The organism is Advenella mimigardefordensis DPN7 (assembly GCF_000521505.1).
GTDB lineage: Bacteria > Pseudomonadota > Gammaproteobacteria > Burkholderiales > Burkholderiaceae_B > Advenella > Advenella mimigardefordensis.
This window is the reverse complement of the sequence record NZ_CP003915.1, coordinates 2,627,289-2,648,684: the sequence shown is the minus strand read 5'-3', so window position 1 is coordinate 2,648,684 and position 21,396 is coordinate 2,627,289. Positions and strand designations below refer to the sequence as shown.

The window sequence follows — 21,396 nt, the reverse complement described above, 5'->3', positions numbered from 1 at the left end:
ATGAAATTCATTAAAGAAGATCTGGCCGAACAGGTTGCCGCCGCCGTGGCAGGTCGCAAGCAGATTGTCATTCGTGGCGGTGGCACCAAGGCATTCTATGGTAATGCCATTGCCGAAACGGAACAGCTGGTAGAACTGGACGTGACTCCTTATACCGGGATCAGCAGTTATGAACCGTCAGAACTGGTGATGACTGCCCGTTGCGGTACCTTGCTGAGTGAGATTGAAGCCGCGCTGGATGAACAGAATCAGCGCCTGGCATGGGAACCGCCACATTTTGGCGAACGGGCGACCATTGGCGGTGCGATTGCCACCGGGCTGGCGGGTCCGGGTCGCATGGCTGCCGGCGGCGCCAGTGACTTTGTACTGGGTACCGTGCTGCTGAATGCCGAAGGGCAGCAATTGCGATTTGGCGGCACCGTGATGAAGAATGTGGCGGGCTATGATATGTCGCGTTTGCTCACCGGCTCCATGGGCGTATTCGGCCCTATCCTGGAAGTGTCGTTCAAGGTATTGCCCAAACCGATTTGTGAAGTCACGCTGCAGCGTCACTGCTCCCTGAAAGAAGCCTTTGAGTGTTTTGGCCAGTGGCAGGCCAAAGCGCTGGGTATCAGTGCGTCAGCCTGGATCCCAGAGGGAGATACCCAGCAGGGGGTGCTGTATTTGCGTGTATCCGGCGCAGAACCTGCCGTCAGGCAGGCTTGTGGCGTTGTGGGTGGTGAGCAGGTGGACGAACAGATCGCGAAGGACTTGTGGCGATCACTCAGGGAACATACCCATCCGTTTTTTGGCGATACCGTCTGGCGCGTAGCGGTGCCGCCCCTGGCCGATACGGTCAACGAGTCGGTCCCGCTACTGGAGTGGGGCGGCGCGCAACGCTGGCTGAGACAGGTGAGCGACGTGACCAATATTCGCCATGCCGCAGCCCAGCGCGGCGGGCACGCGACATTATTTCGTGCCGGTACGGGCGTCAGCCAACCGGTAGATGGTGTGTTCCAGCCTGTCAGTGCCGGGGTTGCAGCCATTACCCGCCGTCTCAAGAGCAATCTGGACCCGCTGGGTACATTTTATTCTGGCCGGTTATTCAGGAATATTTAACGTATCATGCAGACCAATCTTGCCGACTGGGCAAAAAACAGCAGCTATGGCGAAGAAGTGGACGCAATTTTACGCAAATGCGTGCATTGCGGTTTTTGTTCTGCCACCTGTCCAAGTTATCAGATTCTTGGTGACGAGCGCGACAGCCCGCGCGGACGAATTTATCTGATCAAGGAAATTGTTGAGGGCAAGGAACCCACCAGCATCACCCAGAAACATCTGGATCAATGCCTGACCTGCCATAATTGCGAAACCACCTGCCCATCGGGCGTGCAGTACGGCCATCTGGTCGATATCGGCCGTGAACTGGTGGCGGAACGCGTCGTGCGTACCCCGGCAGACCGCTTTCGGCGCACGCTGCTGGCGGCAGGCCTGAACTCACAGGTGTTTGCACCTGCGGTGAAACTGGGCCGCATGCTGCGCTCGTTCATGCCCGCCACCCTGGCGGCCAAACTGCCGGAAGCCCGTCCGGCAGGCGCGTTGCCGGCTGGGCGCCATCAGCGCCAGGTGCTGGTGCCGCTGGGATGTGTTCAGCCCGCGCTAATGCCGTCGATCGATGCTGCCACCATCAGGGTTCTGGATGCTGCCGGGATTTCGTCGGTTGATGTCAGTCGCAATACCTGCTGCGGCGCTGTCAACTTCCACCTGGATAAGGTCAAAAACAGTATTGCTCAAATGAAGAGCAATATTGATGCCTGGGTACCGCTGCTGGAATCCGGTCAGGTTGAAGCCGTTATTATGAATGCGTCGGGTTGTGGCGCCTTTGTCAAAGAATACCCGTTTTATTTGCGTAACGAACCGGACTATCTGGAAAAAGCACGCTATCTGGTTCAGCATGTCAAGGATATTGCCGAAGTGATCGCGCCCGAAGCGGCGAGCCTGAAGGCCAGGTTCAAGCGGCCATTACCGGCCTCGGCGGCCTTTCATCCTCCCTGTACGCTTCAGCACTGGCAGGGGCTGCGTCCGCTGACGGAATCCTTGCTGCGCGAACTGGGATTTGATCTCAAGGCGTTTGGCGAGGCCAATCTGTGCTGCGGTTCTGCGGGCACGTATTCGGTCCTGCAACCGGAGATCGCAACAGGCCTGCGTGACCGCAAGCTGGAATCTATCGGCAAAACGTCGCCTTCTGTCATCATCACTTCGAATATGGGTTGTATGTCGCATCTGCAAACCGGCACCCAGACTCCCGTACGGCACTGGGTAGAGGTGGTGGATGCGGCCTTAAGCGCGTAGAAGGCGCGGATTCCCCCGTTTGGGCGGTCGGGGCGGTAAAATATCGCCCATGACTGAACAATCTTCTGTAAAACCTCGTGTAGTGGTGGGTATGTCTGGCGGCGTCGATTCGTCGGTCAGCGCCTGGCTGCTCAAAGAGCAGGGTTATGAAGTCATCGGCCTTTTCATGAAAAACTGGGAAGACGACGATGATTCTGAATACTGCTCAACCCGTCAGGACTGGCTCGATGCAGCCAGCGTGGCTGATCTGGTCGGCGTAGACATCGAAGCGGTGAATTTTTCGGCCGACTATAAGGATAGGGTGTTTTCGGAATTTCTCCGGGAATATTCTGCAGGCCGTACGCCCAATCCCGATGTTCTGTGTAATGCTGAAATCAAGTTCAAGGCGTTTCTTGACCATGCGCTGACCCTGGGGGCGGATTACATCGCCACGGGGCATTATGCGCGTGTGCGGGCAGTGCAGCGGCAGGGCGCCACTGAATATGAACTGCTCAAGGGGCTGGATGCCAGCAAGGACCAGAGCTATTTCCTGCATCGCCTCAATCAGGCGCAACTGTCCAAGGCCCTGTTCCCATTAGGTGAAATCAACAAAACCGAAGTGCGTCAGATTGCCCACAAACTCGGCTTGCCCAATGCCGCCAAAAAAGATTCCACCGGCATCTGCTTTATTGGCGAACGTCCTTTCAGGGAGTTCCTGAATCGCTATTTGCCAACCAACCCGGGTCCCATTCTGACTGATGATGGCCAGGAAATCGGACAGCATCACGGGCTTGCCTTCTATACCCTGGGACAGCGCAAGGGGCTGGGCATTGGTGGTATCAAAGGCCGTCAGAACGATGACGGCATTGCCGACGCCTGGTATGTGGCCCGCAAGGATCTGCAAAACAACACGCTGTATGTCGTGTCCGGTCACGATCACCCCTGGCTCCTGCAGCACGACGTGCTTGCCGACGAAGTCAGCTGGGTGGCCGGTCATGCCCCGGTCGCGGGCACGTATGGGGCCAAGACACGTTATCGGCAGGCAGACGCGCCGTGCGAGCTGGTCCCGGGTAGTGACCCGGCTCGATTGCATTTGAAATTTCCGCAGGCGCAGTGGGCGGTCACGCCCGGCCAGTCCAGCGTTTTGTACGACGGTGATGTCTGCCTGGGTGGCGGCATTATTGCCTGAAGTTCGTCCGGCAGGGTAACGACCGTCTGCCGGTAATTCTCACTTTTATTTTTTTATTTCATTATGAATATTTCAGATTCGATTACTCCGCTCAATGCGTTATCTCCGCTGGACGGTCGTTACGCCTCTCGTGCAGCAGCCTTGCGGCCCTTTCTGTCCGAGGCCGGTTTCATGGCGCATCGGGTGGAAGTCGAGGTGTCCTGGCTGATCGCCTTGTCGCAGGCTGGTTTGAGTGAGCTGCCAGCGTTCTCGGCTGCTGCCGAAAGCGCCTTGCGCAGCTGGGTGCGGGAGTTCAGCGAAGCCGATGCCCAGCGCATCAAGGATATTGAGAAAAAAACCAATCACGACGTCAAAGCGGTGGAGTACTGGCTTAAGGAAAAAGCAGCGGGTAATGACGAATTGTCGGCCGCTGCAGAGTTCATCCATTTCGCCTGCACCTCTGAAGATATCAACAATACTTCGCATGCCCTGATGCTGACACGCTCACGTGATCAGGTGATCATTCCTGCCTTGCAGAACCTGTTGTCGATGCTGAAAGATAACGCCCGTCAGTTTGCGCAGCAACCTATGCTGGCCCGCACGCACGGCCAGCCGGCCAGCCCTACAACCATGGGTAAGGAGTTCGCCAATGTGGCGGCGCGCCTGGAAGCGGCAATCGCAGCGATCGTTGCGGTTAAGCCCTTAGCCAAACTCAACGGGGCTACCGGTAACTACAACGCACATTACTCCGCGTATCCGGAACTGGACTGGCCCGCGCTGAGCAAGAAAGTACTGAGCGATTTGTCACTCACGCAGAATCCCTATACCATCCAGATCGAACCCCATGACTGGATGGCTGCGCTGTTTGACGCCATTGCCCGCGCCAACACCATTTTGCTGGATCTGAACCGGGACATCTGGGGCTATATTGCGCTGGGATACTTCAAGCAGCGCCTGCGTGAAGGGGAAGTGGGATCATCCACCATGCCGCACAAGGTTAATCCCATCGATTTTGAAAACTCTGAGGGCAATATCGGGCTGGCCAATGCGGTCCTCAAACACTTATCAGAAAAATTACCGGTATCGCGGTGGCAGCGTGACCTGACCGATTCCACCGTTCTGCGCAATCTGGGCGTGGCCTTAGGCTACTGCATGGTGGCCTGGGATTCATGCAGCAAGGGACTGGGTAAGCTCGAACTCAATCCGCAGGCCATTGATCGTGATATTGATCAATGCTGGGAAGTGCTGGCCGAGCCAGTGCAAACCGTGATGCGCCGCCATGGCCTGCCTGAGCCCTATGAGCAACTGAAAGCGCTGACGCGTGGCCGTGGCATTACCGAGGAAGCGCTGCGCACCTTTGTGCAGGAACTGCAATTGCCCGAAGAAGCCAAACAGCGCCTGCTGCAGATGACGCCGCGCAGTTATATCGGCCTGGCAGCAGACCTGGCTGCGAAAATCTGATCGTCCAATCCGGATGATTCAGGCGGGCCCGCAAAAGGCGGTCGAACAAGGTGTCGACTGCCTTTTGTGCATTTGGGTGATGGTAAACAGTCACGTACATGCGCTATCATAGGCGTACCATCTATCCGGGAGTCAATGTAATGAAATCATCGGTTGTTGTTGCTGCTACCTGTATGGCCTTGCTGTCCCTGACAGCGAATGCGGAGTTCCTCAAACCCAAGGAAGCGCAGGATTATCGTCATCATGGCATGGAATTTATCGGGGACAATTTCAAACGTATGGGCCATATGGTCAAGGGCGAACAGCCGTACGACAAGGAGGCCTTCGCCAAATACGCCAATCTGCTCAAAACCCTTGCGCCACTGCCGTTTGAAGCTTTCTATAAGGGCACAGAGGGCGGTGATGCCAAAGACGAAGTGTTTTCAGATCCTGATGGTTTTAACAAGGCCAAAGATAAAATGCTGGTTGCAGTAGAGCGGCTTGCCACGGAAGCGGAATCGGGCGACATGAGTAAAATCAAAGTCGCTTTCGGTGGCGTGGGGCAAAGCTGCAAGGCCTGCCATGACAACTACCGCAAGGACGATTAGAACCGTCCTGCTGACCTCCGGCGTCGTTCACCACCCCTCGATGTTCCTGCCTATATTGTTGTGCTAATGAAACAGCTGTTGCAGAAAATGGGTGACACGAGACGTAAGCGAATGGGCCAGATGTAAAGGAACGTCACAGGCGGCGCTACCTCAATCCCTGCGGGTGCTGCCTGTGGGGCTGCACCTGTCCGGTTCAGAATTGGGAAAGCCAGAACACAATAGCAGCGCAGAGCAACAATACAATGGCTGCGCGTAGGCGGGTTGCGGCATTATCCTGGCTCTGCGCCGGTTGTTCTGCGGGCAGATGCTGTTCAGCAGGGATATCTCCCGTGACCATGGCTCGTATCAGCGGCTGCCGGCGCAACAGGCTGTAGTAAGCGATAGCACACAAATGCAACACCACCAGTGCAATCAACACCCATTCGCTTGCGTGATGCACGCTGTTGAAAAAACGGCTTAAGGCCGGATTCAGATCGCTTAGCGGGCCCTCGAAAAGAATGTCATCACTGGCAAACAGGCCGCTGCCCGCCTGCACCCCGAAGGCCAGCAACATGGCAATGACCGACCAGGCGCCTAAGGGGTTGTGGCCGGCGGTCCATTTTGCAGTGCGCAAGTAGGCGGCAATAGTGCGCGGGCCCACCACAAATTGAGTAAATCGTGAGTAATAGGGGCCGATGATGCCCCAGACGAGCCGGAAAAGAATGAGGGTAAGTACCGCGTAGCCGAAGCGCGAATGCCAGGTCATCCAGTCTGTGCCGGTTTCGGACAACCAGCCTTCGGTAATGCCGGCCGACTTGACGCAAAAATAGGCACCGGCCACGCAGATAACCAACAACCAGTGAAACAGGCGTAATGGCAGATCCCAGACTCTGATATTATTCATATGTCATTTTCCAGCGGGTTGTTTTCAAACCGGTTTCAGTTACCCCGACTTTACCGTTATTTTAACATTTGCAGTGTAATTGGCCCGGAGTTGGTCTATGATAAGCGAACTCATTTAAATCAGCTAACAGGTACTCATGTCGCGTTCAACCCACGTCCTTTTTGCGATCATTGCAGCGGCCATCCTGGCTGGGTGTTCTTCCACCAAAACCGGCAGAGACCACTCAATCAGCCATTCTCCTCGCGAACAGGTAACGCGGGTCAGCTATGACGAAAGCAGCTACGCGTTGCCAATAGGACAACCCACCATGCTGGTGGGACGTGCGTTCATTTACGATGCCATTAATGGTGGTGAGCGCAGCGGGGGTAATGTCGATGTTGTACTCAATCCTGTATCGGCCATGAGCACTCAATGGTTCGACGTGGTCTGCCGGCGCGGCAAAGTGCTGGCAGGCAAAGCGGATCCGCGCTACGCTGCGAAAGCCTATGCCTCGAAAACCAACTCCTTCGGCCAGTTCGCGTTTACCAACGTCCCTTCCGGCGAATATTACCTTACGACAAGACTGTACTGGATGGACACCAAACCCTTCTCGGGCGCTGTCCAGTACGGCGGGCTGCTGGCCAAAAGAATCAGACTTGCGCCGGGGACAAATACGATCAATCTGTCTGACAGTGACAAATGTCGTGGATATTTTCACTGAGCAGGCTTTTAATGGCTAACTTGCGGCTACGGGTACGTTCCCGTGTTACATCTGTCTCTTTTTCCTCCACGTACAACTTGCTTCATTCACATTTTGCAACGAATTTACCTGACTTTAATGATTAAAATTCAGGCAGGCAAAAGTTCTGCGTTGTGTTCTTGCAGCATTTTTTCATTTTATTAGAAAGGCAAACTATGAAATTAACTACGCTTGTTACGGTCGCGGCAGTAACGACCGCCCTTGCCGGATGCAGCTTTTTTGAAAAAAACGCCACATCCGGAACGGTTGCGCCAATGGGTCCCGGCACGTCGGCGACGGCCGTTCAAACCACCGGTGCTGGTAACCTGGAGGTGTATGTGGGCACAACAGCCGCGCCTAAAGCGACCAAGGGCAAATCAGCTAAAACCATTCCATTGAAGGTTGGCGATCAGACTTATAACGCAGTTGGCCCGATCCTCACCCGGACTGATGTCAAGAACGTTTTCGTGACCAAGGCCGGTGATCGTCCTGCACTTGGACTACGCGTGACGCCCGAAGGTGCCCGCAAGCTGAACGCTGAAATTTCCGGCAAGGCAGCCAAAGGAAAAATGATATTGGCCAGCCTGAACGACTCTATTTTTTCGACAACCATTGCTTCGCCTGGCGCAGTGGATGACGGCGTGCTGCTGATGCCCATGGCCACGCTGAATAACGCCAAAACAGCAGCTGACATCATTCGCGGTAAAAAGTAATAGTCTCAAGGGTACTTCGGTTTTGTTGTTCCGGATACGTTGCTTGCAGGGTTCACTCTGAGTATTGTTAACATTTGAGCGTTGTTTTTTCTCTGAATCTGTTGTAACGTAAACAGACGACTTTACGCGAAGTTGTTCTCAAATTAGTTTTAATTAGGAAATACTATGAAATTATCCAGAAAAGTTGCGTTGATTGTGCTTCCTCTGGCTGCAGTTCTGGCTGGATGTAACACAATGAAGACTGGTACCGAGAGCACAGGTACCACTGCACAAACCCCTGCTGCACAAGGTACTGCAGTAGACGTATTCCTGGCTTCTGACAAAGTCATCAAAAGTTATCGTCCTGTTAAGCTGAGTGAGAAACAGACCATTTATGTCAGCAAAACACCCATCATTACTCGTGCCAATCTGACGAGTGTTGATCGTGTTCGCGACAGTCAGGGTCGCTCTTTTGTCAAACTGTCTCTGAACCCTGCCGGTGTTTCCGCTCTGAATGCAGCGCCTAAGGATCAGGGGTATGCAACAACGGTAGGTGGTCAGCTGGCCTCGCTCACCGGTATCCGCCAGAACAACGATTTCCTGTTCATGGTTCGTGATGATCAGGTCGCCGGGTCTGTTGTTGAAGCCATCGCACCCAAAACTGCAGCCAAATAATTACCGGCTGTCTGTCTTGTCACCTGTTACTTGAGTGGCAACCCAAGCCTCGCTCCGGCGAGGCTTTTTTGCAGCCTTTGAAATTGTCATGTTTACATCGTATTCTATGCTGTCTGATGTTCAATAAAAGGTGCACAATGCTGTCGTTATTTCCAGTTCGTTTCCTGGCATTTTTTCTCGTCATTCTTGGGGCAGTGGTCAGCCTGTTCCTTGGTAAGTTTGTTGCTCCTGCATGGTATGTCGTCGCGCTGGTTTGTCTGCTGCTTACGGCTGTCGGCATTCACGATCTTATCCAGCCGCGGCATTCTGTAAAACGCAATTATCCGGTTATTGGCAATTTGCGATTTCTGCTGGAGTTTATTCGGCCGGAATTGCGTCAATACTTCATCGAAAGCGACACCGATACGCTGCCATTTTCGCGCGCTCAGCGCTCTATCGTTTATCAGCGGGCCAAACAGCAAATTGACAAGCGCCCGTTCGGGACGATTAAAAATGTCTACGGCGACGATTACGAATGGGTCAATCATTCCATGATGCCCAGTCATATCCCTGATCGCAATTTCCGAATTACCGTGGGGCAAGGGCAGTGTGCCCAACCTTACGACATATCCGTGTTCAACATTTCTGCAATGAGTTTCGGTGCGCTATCGGCCAACGCCATCCGTGCACTTAACCGCGGCGCCAAAGATGGTGACTTCGCCCATGATACGGGAGAAGGCGGGATCAGCCGCTATCATCTCGAATTCGGCGGTGACCTGATCTGGAACATAGGATCAGGTTACTTTGGCTGTCGGGATGAAAACGGGCACTTTTCTGATGAAGCATTTGCACAGAAGGCGACCTTGCCCAATGTCAAAATGATTGAAATCAAGCTGTCGCAGGGGGCTAAACCCGGGCATGGCGGTATTCTGCCAGGCGCTAAAGTGACCGCCGAGATCGCCGAGGCAAGGGGTGTCACGGCCGGAGTGGAATGCGATTCGCCGGCAACGCATTCGGCATTCAGCACGCCCGTTGAACTATTGCAATTCGTCCAGCGCCTGCGCACGCTCTCTGGCGGCAAACCGGTAGGCTTCAAGCTGTGCGTCGGCCACCCGTGGGAGTGGTTTGGCATCGTCAAGGCCATGCTGGAAACCAATATCACGCCGGATTTTATCGTCGTCGATGGTTCAGAAGGCGGGACGGGGGCTGCGCCTGTGGAGTTCGTCGATCATATGGGCGTACCGCTTAAAGAAGCCTTGCGGCTGGTGCACAATGCGCTGGTTGGTGCCGGATTGCGTGAGCGCATCAAAATCGGTGCGTCGGGAAAAATTATTTCCGCCTTTGATATGCTCAGAACACTGGCGCTGGGCGCGGACTGGTGCAACAGTGCGCGTGGGTTTATGTTTGCCGTGGGATGTATCCAGGCGCAGGCCTGTCATACCGGCAAATGCCCATCCGGCGTGGCTACCCAGGATCCATCGCGGCAGCGTGCCATTGTTGTGCCGGACAAGGCAGACCGGGTCAAACATTTTCATCGCAATACCGTCCATGCGCTGGCTGAGCTGCTCCAGGCTGCAGGCCTGACCCATCCCCAGCAACTTCGGGCGCATCATGTGGCGCGGCGTATATCCAGCTCTGAGGTAAAAGTGCTATCTGCGATTTATCCGGAACTGGAAAAGGGCGATTTGCTCAAAGGCAATTATCGCCTGAAAATATTCGAGATCTGCTGGCCTTTGGCGCAGGCTCATTCGTTTCAGCCCGCACGGGCGGTTGACCTGATGGCGAGCGAAATGAACACGGGGTATCAGGTGAGTGAAAAGCCTGCAGAAAAGGATGTGCCGGTCACGAACCTGCTGCAGCCACTATAAATGAGCTGCTACCGCCTTCTAAATACGGGGGGGCGGAACAGGGTAGCCACGCGTTGTGCGTAGCTACCTTGCCGATGTGGGATGCATTTTTGCTGACGGCGCCGCCCCGGCCAGGGCGGCAGTCACACCAGGCGCTTATTGTGCGGCGGGCTTGGCAGGTGCTGTTGAGGTGGCGGGTGCCGCTCGCTCCAGTTTTTCGCAGTTTGCCGTGAAATCCTTGATAAAGCGATTTTTCTCAGCGATTTTGTCTTTCGGAGTAGACCACAGAAGCTCTACAAACTCGATAAATGACGACACGCGCTCATCCGGGATGCTCTCGTTGTTGCTGACGGCCTCGTTGGCTTCGTCCTGAGTTTTACCATTGACGCGCATATTGTAAAGTTCTGCAATGATTTTACTGGCATCGGTGCAGGTTAACGTGGCTGGAGCGCTATCACTGCTGGCGTCATCTCCCTGTGCGTTCTGATAGGGATCTTCCTGTTTCTGCGGCGGAGCCGGCGCAGGAGGCGGCTGATGCAGCTCAGATTGCTGGGCTGGTTCGACATCGTCGTCATTGAAAATTGTTGTCTCAATAATTTTCCATGCACCAAATGCAATGGCTGCTGCAACCAGCAGCAAAATGAGCAACTTTATGAACGATTTCATGTATATCCTTACGCTTGTGAACGGCGTGCAAACGACCGTTCCTGACTATGACGAATCAATATACTATAACTTATTTGCGGTAGTCAGAAATTTCAGTAACCAATAAACATATTTACGAAATCAAAACTTGATCCGGCAGTACCTGGCAGGGTGCTGACATTGTCAAAAATCGGCTGCCAGCGGCAGCAAATGGGTATGCTGTCGCGTGCCTGCGCTCAAAACCAAAGGGCTGCCGATCGCTTAGTGGTTTGCCAGCAATTGCGGACAGCGATGGTCCTGAAAATCGCCTTCGGCCGATGCGCCGTAACGGTGATCGGCAAACAGCAGAAATTGCTGCTCAGACAGTGGATACAAGGCCAGACTCACATTTGCCATATCCTGCCGTGCCTGCGGCAGCGAGGTGATGGTCAGGGCAATGGGCCCTCGTTGTTCGAGTTCGTTCAACGACAAGGTTCGCACCTGGTATGCATGACCATTGATGCCGCCGGGCACAGCTCGCCAGCGCGAGTCAAATTGCGCGTGCATGCCAAGCAGCCGGTCGCGCAGGGCGGGGCGCACGCAGGAAATGTGTATATGCAGATGATTCTGGCTGCGGCCCGATTTTGAATTAACGGTGAGGGCATACTCCTGCACAGGGATGGCTTTACCCAGCAAGCGATCCATATAGTCCCGGGCGTGCCAGGCTTGCGCAAAATACGGGGTACGGCTGGCCTGCAACAGCGCGGGGTCTTCCAGACCGCTCACGTGCTGTGTAGGCATATGCAAGTATTGCAGGGGCCCGTTCTTATCCTTAAAGATCACATAACCCTGGTCCGTATCCACCTTTTTGCAAGGGGCAGGGGGTTGGTTACCCGCCTGTTGATTAGGGACGCATTGGTCATGCACAAAATGCCAGAGTATGTCGCCGTGCGGCACCTGTCTGGTTGGCACGGCTGCCGCTGGCTGGGGAACCACAGAGCGATGGCATGCGACCAGCAGGCTGGCGGTGATGATTATTGCGGCGGCATTGCCGCAGCGGAATCGGACAGACACGGGTACTCCTTGTTCAGCTTATTCGCCCGTTACTCCATGGGTTCGCGCATTTCGGTAATGTACGAATGGTCAGAGCGCATGACGATAAACACGAAAATGGCATTGGCAATGGCAAGAAACAGTACGATCAGCGGGACGGTGCTAAAGGCGATCAGCAGCCCGGTAAGGAGCGAGCTGGCCACCAGAAAAATGGCATTCATGATATTGTTGGCGGCAATCACGCGGGCGGAGTGCGTTTTGGGTGTTTTTTGCTGGATCAGCACATACAGCGGAACGCTGTACAGTCCGGCGGACATGCTCAGCAGAAACAGTCCGGCGATTAACAGCCAGTTCGCCGGCAGCGACACAAATTCGTGCAGCGCCAGCAGATGTGTTGCATTCAGATTATGCGTAGAAAAATAAAGCAGTACGGAAAACACCGTCATGCCGGCAGCGCCGACAGGAACCAGCTTAAGCACATTCAGCCCTTTCTTGCCAATCCAGCCGCACAGGACCGAGCCAAACCCCACCCCGATGGAAAACACGCCCAAAAGCAGGGTGGCCACCTGTTCGTCACCGCGCAGGATTTCCTTGGCAAAGACCGGGAAAATATTCAGATATACTGCGCCAAAAAACCACATCCAGCTGATCAGCAGAATGCTTTTGAAAACATGCAGATCATGAAAGGCGTACTTGAGGTTTTCGATGGTGCCGGCTATCGGATTCCAGTCCAGCTTCAGTTCGGGCGAGGCCACCGACGTGGGCGGAATCAGCCCGGAACACAGCCTGCCTATCATGGCGATGACGACACAACTGGCCGCCACATAATGGTAGCCTGAGCCTTCTATGCCGGCCATGAATCCGCCGGCCATATTGCCCAGCAAAATGGCGACAAAGGTACCCATTTCGACCCAGCCGTTGCTGCTGACCAGGGCGGTGCCGTGAAAGACCTGGGGTAAATAGGCAAATTTAACCGGTCCGAAAACAGTGGAGTGGATGCCCATCAGCAGCACGCATAACAGCAGGATGTACACGTGCTGGTATACGAGGCCGTATGCGGCCAGGGCCATGATCCCGATCTCGACGGTTTTGATCCAGCGCATGAAGCGCGCTTTTTCGAATTTGTCCGACATTTGCCCGCTTACCGCAGACAGCAGCAAAAACGGGACAATGAACATGCCATTGATCACCACGCCTGCCATTTCAGGGGGCAGCCAGCTCACCGATACATGATAGGTAAGCATGATTGTGACGGCGAACTTGAACAGATTGTCATTGGCGGCACCCGATATCTGTGTCCAGAAATAAGGGGCAAAACGCCGTTGCAGCATGATATGGGATGCACCGCCGTCGGATGCAGTGCTGTCTTTGGCAGAATCGTTGGGGGAGGGATTGGTCATGGACAATATAGGTTACGGCAGCGTAGTTTGCCGGACAGAAACAACAGTCGCAACATTAAACCAAATTGCAGATTTGCGGTAAAGAATCGCCATTTACTTAAAATGTATCATTTTAACTGTCAGATTTTCGTCATTCTGTCAACACAATCGGCTACACTCTGAGCACCGAAAACACGTTTGCGAGTAGCGAGATGCAACGTTTGCTGTCAACATTCATATTGGCCATGTGCGCACCGGCGTATGCTATGGGCTGGGCCGCGCCCACCCCGGCTCCTTCCAAGAGCAGTACCGCCCTGGCTGGCGGCATCGATCGCTGTGAGGTGGTACTGGACACCTTCAATAAAACAGCGCTTGACGGGCAGGTGGATCCTGGCCAATTAAGCGATATCGTACGTTCCCTGAACGCCAGGCAGCAATTGCCCGCTTACTTTGTCACCAAAAAGCAGGCCCGGCAGGCAGGCTGGTCGCCAGGGCAGTATTTCGCCGATATACCCGCGCTACGCGGTAAGTCTATCGGAGGTGACCATTTCGGCAACTATGAGCGACGCTTGCCGCAAGGACAATGGAAAGAGGCAGATCTGGATTACCGCGGAAAAAAGCGTAACGCCAAACGGCTGATTTTCGCCCAGGCTGGTCAGCAGTATGTGACCGTGGATCATTATGAGACATTTCACAAGGTGCCCGCATGTCGATGAGAACTTCGAAACGCAGGAGAATGAAGGTCGTACGCCCCACCCCCGCGCCGCTCAAGACCTGCGAACTAACACATATTCATTCGATTGATGATGTGTATGATCAATTGCAGGTAGCGCTGCATCTGCCGCAGTATTTCGGTCGTAATCTGGATGCGTTATACGATAGCCTGAGCACGGATGTAAAGGGGCCCTACCGCATTGTCTGGCTCGGTCATGCCCGCAGTGCGCTTGATCTGGGTGAGTCGTATTATGAAGGCTTGCTGGATATTTTCAGGGCAGTAGCTCGCGAACGCGGCGACGTCCAGCTCGAGTTGGAGTGAGCGTTGCGCCATAGAGCAAAAAACCGGCTGTGGGCTGACCCACTAACCGGTTCGATATATGTAATCTGACTCAAGCCAATTTTCAGATCAAATTGCGATTTCGCACTCTGCTGCGGTCGGGTTCTGCATGGCTTTGTCTGCTGCGGCTGTAAACAGCACATCGGTAGAGGAGTTTAACGCCGTTTCGCAGGAGTCCTGTATCACACTGATAATGAGGCCGACGGTCACCACCTGGGCGGCCAGATCATTGTTGATACCGAACAGACTGCAGGCCATGGGAATCAGCAACAGCGACCCGCCGGGTACCCCAGAGGCGCCGCAGGCACCCACGGTCGCCAGCACGCTCAGCAGCAATGCGGTTGGAATATCAACCGGGATATTCACGGTATGGACGGCAGCCAGCGTCAGGACCGTGATGGTGACAGCCGCACCTGCCATATTGATCGTGGCTCCCAGCGGAATGGATACAGAGTAGGTGTCTTCATGCAGACCGAGTTTTTTGCACAACAGCAGATTAACCGGGATGTTGGCGGCCGAGCTGCGCGTGAAGAAGGCTGTGAAGCCACTTTCGGCCAGGCAGCGAAAGACCAGGGGGTAGGGATTGCGACGAATCTTGAAGTAAACGATGAGCGGATTGACCACAAGCGCGACAAACAGCATGCAGCTGACCAGTACCAGCAGCAGTCGCCCATAAGCCTTCAGTTCACCCAGGCCTGTCGTGGCGACAGTGACTGCGATCAGGCTGAAAATACCAAGCGGGGCCAGGCGGATCACCCATCGCACCACATTGGTCACGGCTTCTGCCGCATCGCTCAGGACAGATTTGGTGGTGGCGCCGGCATGACGCAGACTGACGCCCAATAAAATAGCCCAGCTCAGGATGCCGATATAGTTTGCTGTCAGAATGGCATTGACCGGGTTATCGATCAGATTGAGTACCAGTGAACGCAGCACTTCTATAATTCCTGTCGGTGCACTTTGCTTGACCTGGCTGGTCACCAGCGTAAGTGTGGTCGGAAAGGCGAAACTGGCGACGACCGCGACCAGGGCTGCCGCGAATGTCCCCAGCACATAGAGTGCTAATATAGGCTTGATATAAACCTGGGTACCGCTGCGGTGCTGGGCAATCGCAGCCATGACCAGCACAAAAACCAGCACCGGGGCGACGGCCTTGAGGGCGCCGGTAAAGAAGGTGCCGATAATAGCACTCGCTTGAGCGGCCTCAGGGAAAAAGACGCCAAATAAAATACCAAGAATCAGGCCGATGATGATCTGGAGGACGAGATTGCCGCGGGCGATCCCCGCGAATAAATGCTGCAACTTCATGACATTATTCCAAAATGCATGTGATCCCGCAGAGCCGTGGGCAGCAGCACCGCAGACGTCCGGACCGCAAGCGTGGCGGCGAAGGCTGATCCGTATCTGCAGGAAAACGAAAAAGGGTGTTGCGCGATGGCAACGTTAAAAAGGATGCGCTGCCCGGGGTAATCCCCAGCGGGGTTGAGCCGAAAAACGCGCTGGGCGTCATGTTATCTGCTTTTTAACCGCCTGTGGGTCGAAATGGTGTCAATGAGTCAAAACGGGTTTGTGCGCCCGCTGGAGGGAATGGCTTGCTACCGGTCGTTATCATTGCTGTTGCGGGTTGCTGTGTCGGACGTGCGTGCAATGGTGTCGGGCTTAGTGCCCGTGCTGCCGGAGCCGTCACGCCGGTCTCTCGTGATCACGCTGATTTCGCCATTGGTTTCCAGATAGGCACGTCTGACCTGCGCCAGGTCAGCTACGCCGTTAATGCGCAGTTGCTCCAGTAATTCGCCGCGCGTGACATATTCGCGGCGCATGTTTTTCAGTTGCAGGACCCCGTCTTTGATGAGCAGCAACTGATCAGGCGATAGCAACCGGCTTACCGGCGGAAAGAAGTATCCCAGGCGGTCGATCAGAAAGGACCATAGAACAATGCCTGCCGCGACCGCCAGTCCATCGGTGACGGTATCTGAGGTACCTGACAAGCCATTGCCGACGGCTTCTGATACCAGCATCACAACCACGATATCGGCAAATCCCAGGGAGCCAATGTTGCGCCGCCCGGCGAACCGGAAAAGCAGATAAATGCCCCAGTAGATCGCCGTACTCCGTAAAAAAGCTTCGCTGAACGTCTGCTGCATCTGAAATACTTCATTTAGCATAGCCATAATGCATTTTCCGTGAAAATCGAAGAAGGATGAACCGCGTGCTGTCTGGCAAAGTATAACCCGGCGGCACAGGCCAAAAAAAACCGCCCCATGCCAATATCGGCACAGGGCGGCGGTGAACAATGGGTGGGGCTGGCTGGGTCCTTGCGGTCCGGTAAGCCCCGGGCAGTTGTCTAGTCTTCTTCGACGAACGTCTCTTCGCGTTTTTTGCGAATCGATGGCAGCGCAACCAGTACCACCAGGGCGGCAGCCAACACCAGAAGGGACAGAGACAGCGGACGGGTGACAAAAGTACTGAATTCACCGCGTGACAGGAGCAGGGCGCGACGGAAGTTTTCTTCCATCATCGGGCCAAGCACCAGGCCGAGTAGCAGCGGGGCACCTTCGCATTTGAGTTTGCTCCACACGTAGCCGATGATACCGAAAGCAGCCATGATGTAAATGTCGAATACGTTGTAATTCAGCGAGTACACACCGACGGTACAAAACAGCACAATAGCAGGGAACAGTACACGGTAAGGTACTTTAAGCAGTTTCACCCACAGGCCGATCAGTGGCAGGTTCAGAATCACCAGCATCACGTTACCAATCCACATAGAGGCGATCAGGCCCCAGAACAGTTCGGGGTGGCTGGACATAACCTGTGGGCCGGGCTGAATATTGTGAATCGTCATGGCACCCACCATCAGCGCCATTACCGCGTTACCAGGAATGCCCAGCGTCAGCAGAGGGATGAATGAGGTTTGTGCTGCTGCGTTATTGGCAGACTCAGGGCCAGCCAGACCGGCAGGGTGACCTTTGCCGAAACGTTCCGGATTTCTGGAGAGCTTTTTCTCCAGTGTATAGGACGCAAACGAAGACAGCACGGCGCCACCGCCTGGCAGAATACCCAGCGCGGAACCCAGCAGCGTACCGCGGATACATGCCGGTGCTGCTTCTTTGAACTCCTGTTTGTTCGGATACAGGCTGCCGATCTTGTCGGTAATGTCGACGCGATTTTCTTTTTGTGCCAGGTTATTCATGATTTCAGCCAGGCCGAAAACACCCATCGCTACCACGGCAAAGTCAATACCATCCTGCAGTTCCGGAATCCCAAAGTCAAACCGGGCAACGCCGGAGTTCACGTCGGTACCCACCATACCCAGCATCAACCCGAGCAGAATCATGCAAATCGCTTTGGGCAGAGAGCCCGAAGCCAGCACCACTGCGCCCACCAGACCAAGAACCATCAGGGAGAAGTATTCGGCCGGACCGAATTTAAAGGCCACTTCAGCCAGGGGAGGTGCAAAGGCAGCCAGCAGAACGGTTGCGAAGCAACCAGCAAAGAACGAGCCGATAGCAGCGATGGCAAGTGCTGCCCCCGCTCGCCCGTTCTTGGCCATCTGGTGACCGTCCAATACCGTGACCACCGCCGAGGTTTCTCCCGGCAGCGCTACCAGAATGGCCGTGGTGGAGCCGCCGTACTGCGCACCGTAATAAATCCCGGCAAGCATAATCAGGCCAGCGGTAGGAGGCAGAATATATGTCAGGGGCAGCAGCATGGCGATGGTGGGCACAGGGCCGATACCAGGCAGCACGCCAATCAGCGTTCCCAGAATACAACCGAGCAGTGCATACAGCAGGTTTTCAGGCGTGAAGGCAACCGAAAACCCGAGCGCCAAATGTTCAAGTAATTCCATAGTGATTATTTTCCTTTAATTCGGCGTACCAGCATGACAACAGCAATAACAATGCCGACAGGTATCAGAATTTGTGCAGCAATGCTCCATTCAGCAAAGGGTTCGGGCCACAGCGGGAAGATCAGACCCAGGCCCTTGACGAAGGCCAGCCAGGAAAATACGGTCAGAAAGACGGCGTTACCCACTGCAATCATCAGGCTGAACTCATGACTGGCCAGACTGCAGAAAATGACCAGCAGTGGTGTAGCAATGTAGAGTCCGAGATGATCCAGCATGAGACCGTAAAGGCAGATACTGCCGATAATCATGAATAGAATATCCCAGTCGAAATGACCGACCGAGCTATCTTCCGTTGCCTCGCCTCTGAGGGCAGTCAGGGTGACAACTGCGCCCAGCAGAGCCATGCAGACCGCAAGCCAGAATGGGAAGTAGCCCGGGCCCATGCGGCTTGGTGTGCCCATGTCATAGCCGAGGGAAAATATGGCGAATCCCAGTCCGATGGCCACGAACATCAGGCCGGACCAGAAGTCCTGTTGGTTTTTTATATGCATAATCTGTACCTTTTAAGTCTCCACTAAAATTGCAGGTGTATAGCCGAAAGATTGTATAGAGCCATAAACCTTGCTGTGGATGACGAAAACATTACCGTTTTGTCATGATTGCATTTGAATAAAAATGTATATTGGAATTCGGATCGGTACGGTACGTGCAGCGGGCTGAAAATGTATGATGTTCAGTTAGCGGCGCAATGCCGAATAATTACATAGGAACGGGGGAGCAGTCATGTGGCACTGTTTGGTCATTGAGGATGATTACGAAAACGCAAGATATATTGCCAATGGCCTGAATGAATTGCGGCACGACGCCGTCGTATGCGGCAACGGTGCAGACGGGATGCGTCGTGCCAGCGAACAGCAATGGGATATCATTATTCTGGACCGGATGCTGCCGGGCAATATCGACGGTTTGTCCATCCTGTCCACGCTGCGTGCCCTGGGCAATAAAACGCCCGTACTGGTGCTGAGTGCCTTGTCAGGGGTGGATGAGCGTGTCCGTGGCCTCAAGTCCGGGGGAGATGATTACCTGACCAAGCCGTTTGCCTTCTCTGAGCTGGTCGCCCGGATCGAAGCGCTGATCCGGCGGGCCGGGACTGATGAGACCGTCAAACAGATGCGTGTCGGCGACCTCAAACTGGATTTAATCAACCGTAAGGTCGAGCGGGGCGGCAAGCTCATCAATCTGCAACCCCGGGAGTATCGTTTGCTGGTTCATATGATGCAGAATGCCGGCAATGTGGTTACCCGTACGATGTTGCTGGAATCGGTGTGGGATTATCGTTTTGACCCGCAATCGAATGTCATTGATGTTCAGATCAGTCGGCTGCGACGCAAAATCGACAGCGGCTTTCAGACCCAACTGATTCATACGGTGTGGGGCGAGGGTTATGTGCTGTCGGAGCAGGGGCGGGTGACAGAACCGGATAGTGCACCATCATGATTCGGCAATTTGTCCGTTTTCTGGACCGGACATGGAATTCGATCTCCTTCAGACTGACCTTTAACTATGGCATGCTGGCCATCTTTTCCATCCTGGTCCTGATGGCATTTATTTATTTGCAGGTGGTAGGTGCGCTGCATTCACAATTGCAGCGTCAGATTGCGTCGACCACCCATCGACTGGTGACCGATTTTGAAGCGGGTGGTTCAGATCGCCTGATTCGTTCTCTTGCCTTTACCCTATCGGATGAAGTGGATTCCGATCAGGAACTGTATCTATTGATTAATCAGGCCGGTGAAAAGGTCATCGGCAACCTGGATGCCGCACCGGTTTCTCGTCTGTCGGAAATTGCGGAAGCCAATGTGGCCAGGAATGGTCTGGCGCTTACCGGCAGATTCAAGGTGTCCATCCTGGATGACGGCAGCACACTGATTGTCGGGGTGGATCTGACCGAGACCAACAGAACCATCGCGCTGATCGGTCAGGCCTGCCTGGTTACTTTATTTGTCGCCTTAATGCTGGTTATTGTGGGCACTTTCATATTCAGGCGCGAACTCGATTTCCGGGTCAGTAGCATTCACAAGACTGCGACGCAAATCAGCAGCGGTCAACTGTCTTCACGAATCCCTCTATCCGAAATACACGACGAGTTTTATCACCTGAGCCACGAAATCAATTCAATGCTGGACCGTATCGAGGCACTCATGAAAGGCGTCCGTCACGTATCCGATACGATTGCGCATAATCTGCGCACGCCGCTGACCCGGATTATCAGCCGGCTGCGCACGGTGCAGCGGCCTGGCCATTCGGCGCAGGAGGTGTTGCAGGCGACGCACTTTGCCGTTCAGGAAATTGAAAATCTGAACCAGCTTTTTGAGAAGCTATTGCAAATTTCCGAGATCGAGGCAGGCGTGCATCGGCAGCGCTTTCGGGTGTGTGATTTTTCGGCAATTGCGGAGGACGTCATTGATCTATACAGTGCTTTTGCCGAAGACCGCCATCGCCGGCTGTCGTTGACGATTCATGGCGACTGTCATATTGATGGGGATGCAGACCTGCTTGCCAGCATGCTGGCCAATCTGGTGGACAACGCATTGAAATACACGCGTGAGCATGTCTGGGTGAGTGTGCATGCAGAGCAGGGGCAGCTATCCATTCAGATCGAAGATGATGGGCCGGGCATTCCTGTCAGCGAATACGGCAATGTAGGCAAACACTTTTATCAGCTGGACCCTAATGCGACCGGCTTCGGTCTTGGGCTCAAGAGCGTCATGGCCATCGTCGCCATGCATGACGGGACATTGTGCTTTGAGGACCGCCAGCCCGGCCTGAAAATTACGATTGTGTTTCCAATCGAACAGGTATAGGCAGAAAGGCACGAGACTGACAGTCAGTCGTCATTCAACGTTGCGTCTTTGCCTTCCTTTTCCAACGTTCTTCGGAAAATACTTACATGAGTTGCAGGGGACTGTCTGGAATGGGGCGTTGCTGGCGGCTAGGCGCAGCAGCTCGATCATGTGGCGACGGCACTATGAATGGGCACGATGAATGAATACAGCAGAAACAACAAAGGCCGCGTGTGAGGCGACCTAAGGGCTTGTTCTGGCGTAATGTGAAAG

General features: G+C 54.4%; 20 protein-coding genes and 1 pseudogene. 13 read left to right on the top strand and 8 right to left on the bottom strand.

The genetic code is table 11. The annotated features are described in order from the left end of the window. From glcE to MIM_RS12165, 5 genes are all read left to right on the top strand, one after another. Entirely contained in the window at positions 1–1,098 is a 1,098-nt protein-coding gene (gene glcE / locus MIM_RS12185; RefSeq protein WP_025373035.1) for a glycolate oxidase subunit GlcE, read from the top strand. 6 nt (positions 1,099–1,104) lie between these two features. Then, positions 1,105–2,331, top strand: a complete 1,227-nt coding sequence (glcF, locus tag MIM_RS12180) for a glycolate oxidase subunit GlcF (RefSeq protein ID WP_025373034.1) — start codon at positions 1,105–1,107, stop codon at positions 2,329–2,331. Between the two features lie 49 nt (positions 2,332–2,380). After that, a complete protein-coding gene (mnmA, locus tag MIM_RS12175) occupies positions 2,381–3,499 on the top strand; it encodes a tRNA 2-thiouridine(34) synthase MnmA (protein WP_025373033.1) in 1,119 nt (372 codons plus the stop codon). 63 nt (positions 3,500–3,562) lie between these two features. Beyond that, a complete protein-coding gene (gene purB, locus MIM_RS12170; protein ID WP_025373032.1) occupies positions 3,563–4,939 on the top strand; it encodes an adenylosuccinate lyase in 1,377 nt (458 codons plus the stop codon). Between the two features lie 140 nt (positions 4,940–5,079). Further along, the gene (locus MIM_RS12165) at positions 5,080–5,526 is read left to right on the top strand and encodes a c-type cytochrome (RefSeq protein WP_025373031.1); all 447 of its coding nucleotides are present in this window, start codon (positions 5,080–5,082) and stop codon (positions 5,524–5,526) included. Positions 5,527–5,719: 193 nt separating this feature from the next. On the opposite strand, the gene MIM_RS12160 is transcribed toward MIM_RS12165, so the two are convergent. Further along, entirely contained in the window at positions 5,720–6,409 is a 690-nt protein-coding gene (locus tag MIM_RS12160; RefSeq protein WP_025373030.1) for a cytochrome b/b6 domain-containing protein, read from the bottom strand. A 136-nt stretch (positions 6,410–6,545) separates the two neighbouring features. Here MIM_RS12160 and MIM_RS12155 point away from each other — a divergent pair, with 136 nt between their 5' ends. From MIM_RS12155 to MIM_RS12140, 4 genes are all read left to right on the top strand, one after another. Next, positions 6,546–7,109 carry a hypothetical protein gene (locus MIM_RS12155; protein ID WP_025373029.1) on the top strand — a complete coding sequence of 188 codons (564 nt, stop codon included), beginning with the start codon at positions 6,546–6,548 and terminating at the stop codon, positions 7,107–7,109. 194 nt (positions 7,110–7,303) lie between these two features. After that, on the top strand, positions 7,304–7,840 hold the full coding sequence (locus tag MIM_RS22155; RefSeq protein WP_025373028.1) for a hypothetical protein: 537 nt from the start codon (positions 7,304–7,306) through the stop codon (positions 7,838–7,840). Between the two features lie 165 nt (positions 7,841–8,005). Continuing rightward, the gene (locus MIM_RS12145) at positions 8,006–8,494 is read left to right on the top strand and encodes a hypothetical protein (RefSeq protein ID WP_025373027.1); all 489 of its coding nucleotides are present in this window, start codon (positions 8,006–8,008) and stop codon (positions 8,492–8,494) included. Between the two features lie 137 nt (positions 8,495–8,631). Further along, entirely contained in the window at positions 8,632–10,341 is a 1,710-nt protein-coding gene (locus tag MIM_RS12140; protein ID WP_042070268.1) for an FMN-binding glutamate synthase family protein, read from the top strand. A 135-nt stretch (positions 10,342–10,476) separates the two neighbouring features. On the opposite strand, the gene MIM_RS12135 is transcribed toward MIM_RS12140, so the two are convergent. The 3 genes from MIM_RS12135 to MIM_RS12125 form a co-directional block, all read right to left on the bottom strand. Next, on the bottom strand, positions 10,477–10,986 hold the full coding sequence (locus MIM_RS12135) for a hypothetical protein (protein WP_025373025.1): 510 nt from the start codon (positions 10,984–10,986) through the stop codon (positions 10,477–10,479). Positions 10,987–11,226: 240 nt separating this feature from the next. Further along, positions 11,227–12,018 (bottom strand): CDP-diacylglycerol diphosphatase, encoded by a 792-nt coding sequence (locus tag MIM_RS12130; protein ID WP_052342312.1) that lies wholly within the window; start codon positions 12,016–12,018, stop codon positions 11,227–11,229. A gap of 29 nt (positions 12,019–12,047) precedes the next feature. Beyond that, complete coding sequence (locus MIM_RS12125; RefSeq protein ID WP_025373023.1) at positions 12,048–13,397, bottom strand: MFS transporter; 1,350 nt, start codon at positions 13,395–13,397, stop codon at positions 12,048–12,050. A gap of 191 nt (positions 13,398–13,588) precedes the next feature. Between MIM_RS12125 and MIM_RS12120 the strand changes: the two genes are divergently transcribed. Together MIM_RS12120 and MIM_RS12115 are read left to right on the top strand one after the other, a co-directional pair. Then, on the top strand, positions 13,589–14,092 hold the full coding sequence (locus MIM_RS12120) for a ribonuclease domain-containing protein (protein ID WP_245592746.1): 504 nt from the start codon (positions 13,589–13,591) through the stop codon (positions 14,090–14,092). A gap of 20 nt (positions 14,093–14,112) precedes the next feature. Further along, the gene (locus MIM_RS12115; protein WP_025373021.1) at positions 14,113–14,412 is read left to right on the top strand and encodes a barstar family protein; all 300 of its coding nucleotides are present in this window, start codon (positions 14,113–14,115) and stop codon (positions 14,410–14,412) included. 87 nt (positions 14,413–14,499) lie between these two features. Here MIM_RS12115 and sstT read toward each other — a convergent pair whose 3' ends face one another. From sstT to MIM_RS12095, 4 genes and pseudogenes are all read right to left on the bottom strand, one after another. Then, positions 14,500–15,738 (bottom strand): serine/threonine transporter SstT, encoded by a 1,239-nt coding sequence (gene sstT, locus MIM_RS12110; RefSeq protein WP_025373020.1) that lies wholly within the window; start codon positions 15,736–15,738, stop codon positions 14,500–14,502. A 287-nt stretch (positions 15,739–16,025) separates the two neighbouring features. Continuing rightward, entirely contained in the window at positions 16,026–16,601 is a 576-nt protein-coding gene (locus MIM_RS12105) for a DUF421 domain-containing protein (RefSeq protein WP_084458985.1), read from the bottom strand. A 173-nt stretch (positions 16,602–16,774) separates the two neighbouring features. Beyond that, positions 16,775–18,280 (bottom strand): tripartite tricarboxylate transporter permease, encoded by a 1,506-nt coding sequence (locus MIM_RS12100; RefSeq protein WP_025373018.1) that lies wholly within the window; start codon positions 18,278–18,280, stop codon positions 16,775–16,777. Between the two features lie 104 nt (positions 18,281–18,384). Next, positions 18,385–18,831: pseudogene (locus tag MIM_RS12095) on the bottom strand (tripartite tricarboxylate transporter TctB family protein); the annotation flags it as partial. A 232-nt stretch (positions 18,832–19,063) separates the two neighbouring features. Between MIM_RS12095 and MIM_RS12090 the strand changes: the two are divergent. Together MIM_RS12090 and MIM_RS12085 are read left to right on the top strand one after the other, a co-directional pair. Beyond that, a complete protein-coding gene (locus tag MIM_RS12090) occupies positions 19,064–19,777 on the top strand; it encodes a response regulator transcription factor (protein ID WP_025373016.1) in 714 nt (237 codons plus the stop codon). Then, positions 19,774–21,144, top strand: coding sequence for a sensor histidine kinase (locus tag MIM_RS12085; RefSeq protein ID WP_025373015.1), 1,371 nt, complete (start codon positions 19,774–19,776; stop codon positions 21,142–21,144). The genes MIM_RS12090 and MIM_RS12085 overlap by 4 nt, the downstream gene beginning before the upstream one ends. Positions 21,145–21,396 lie beyond the last annotated feature (252 nt).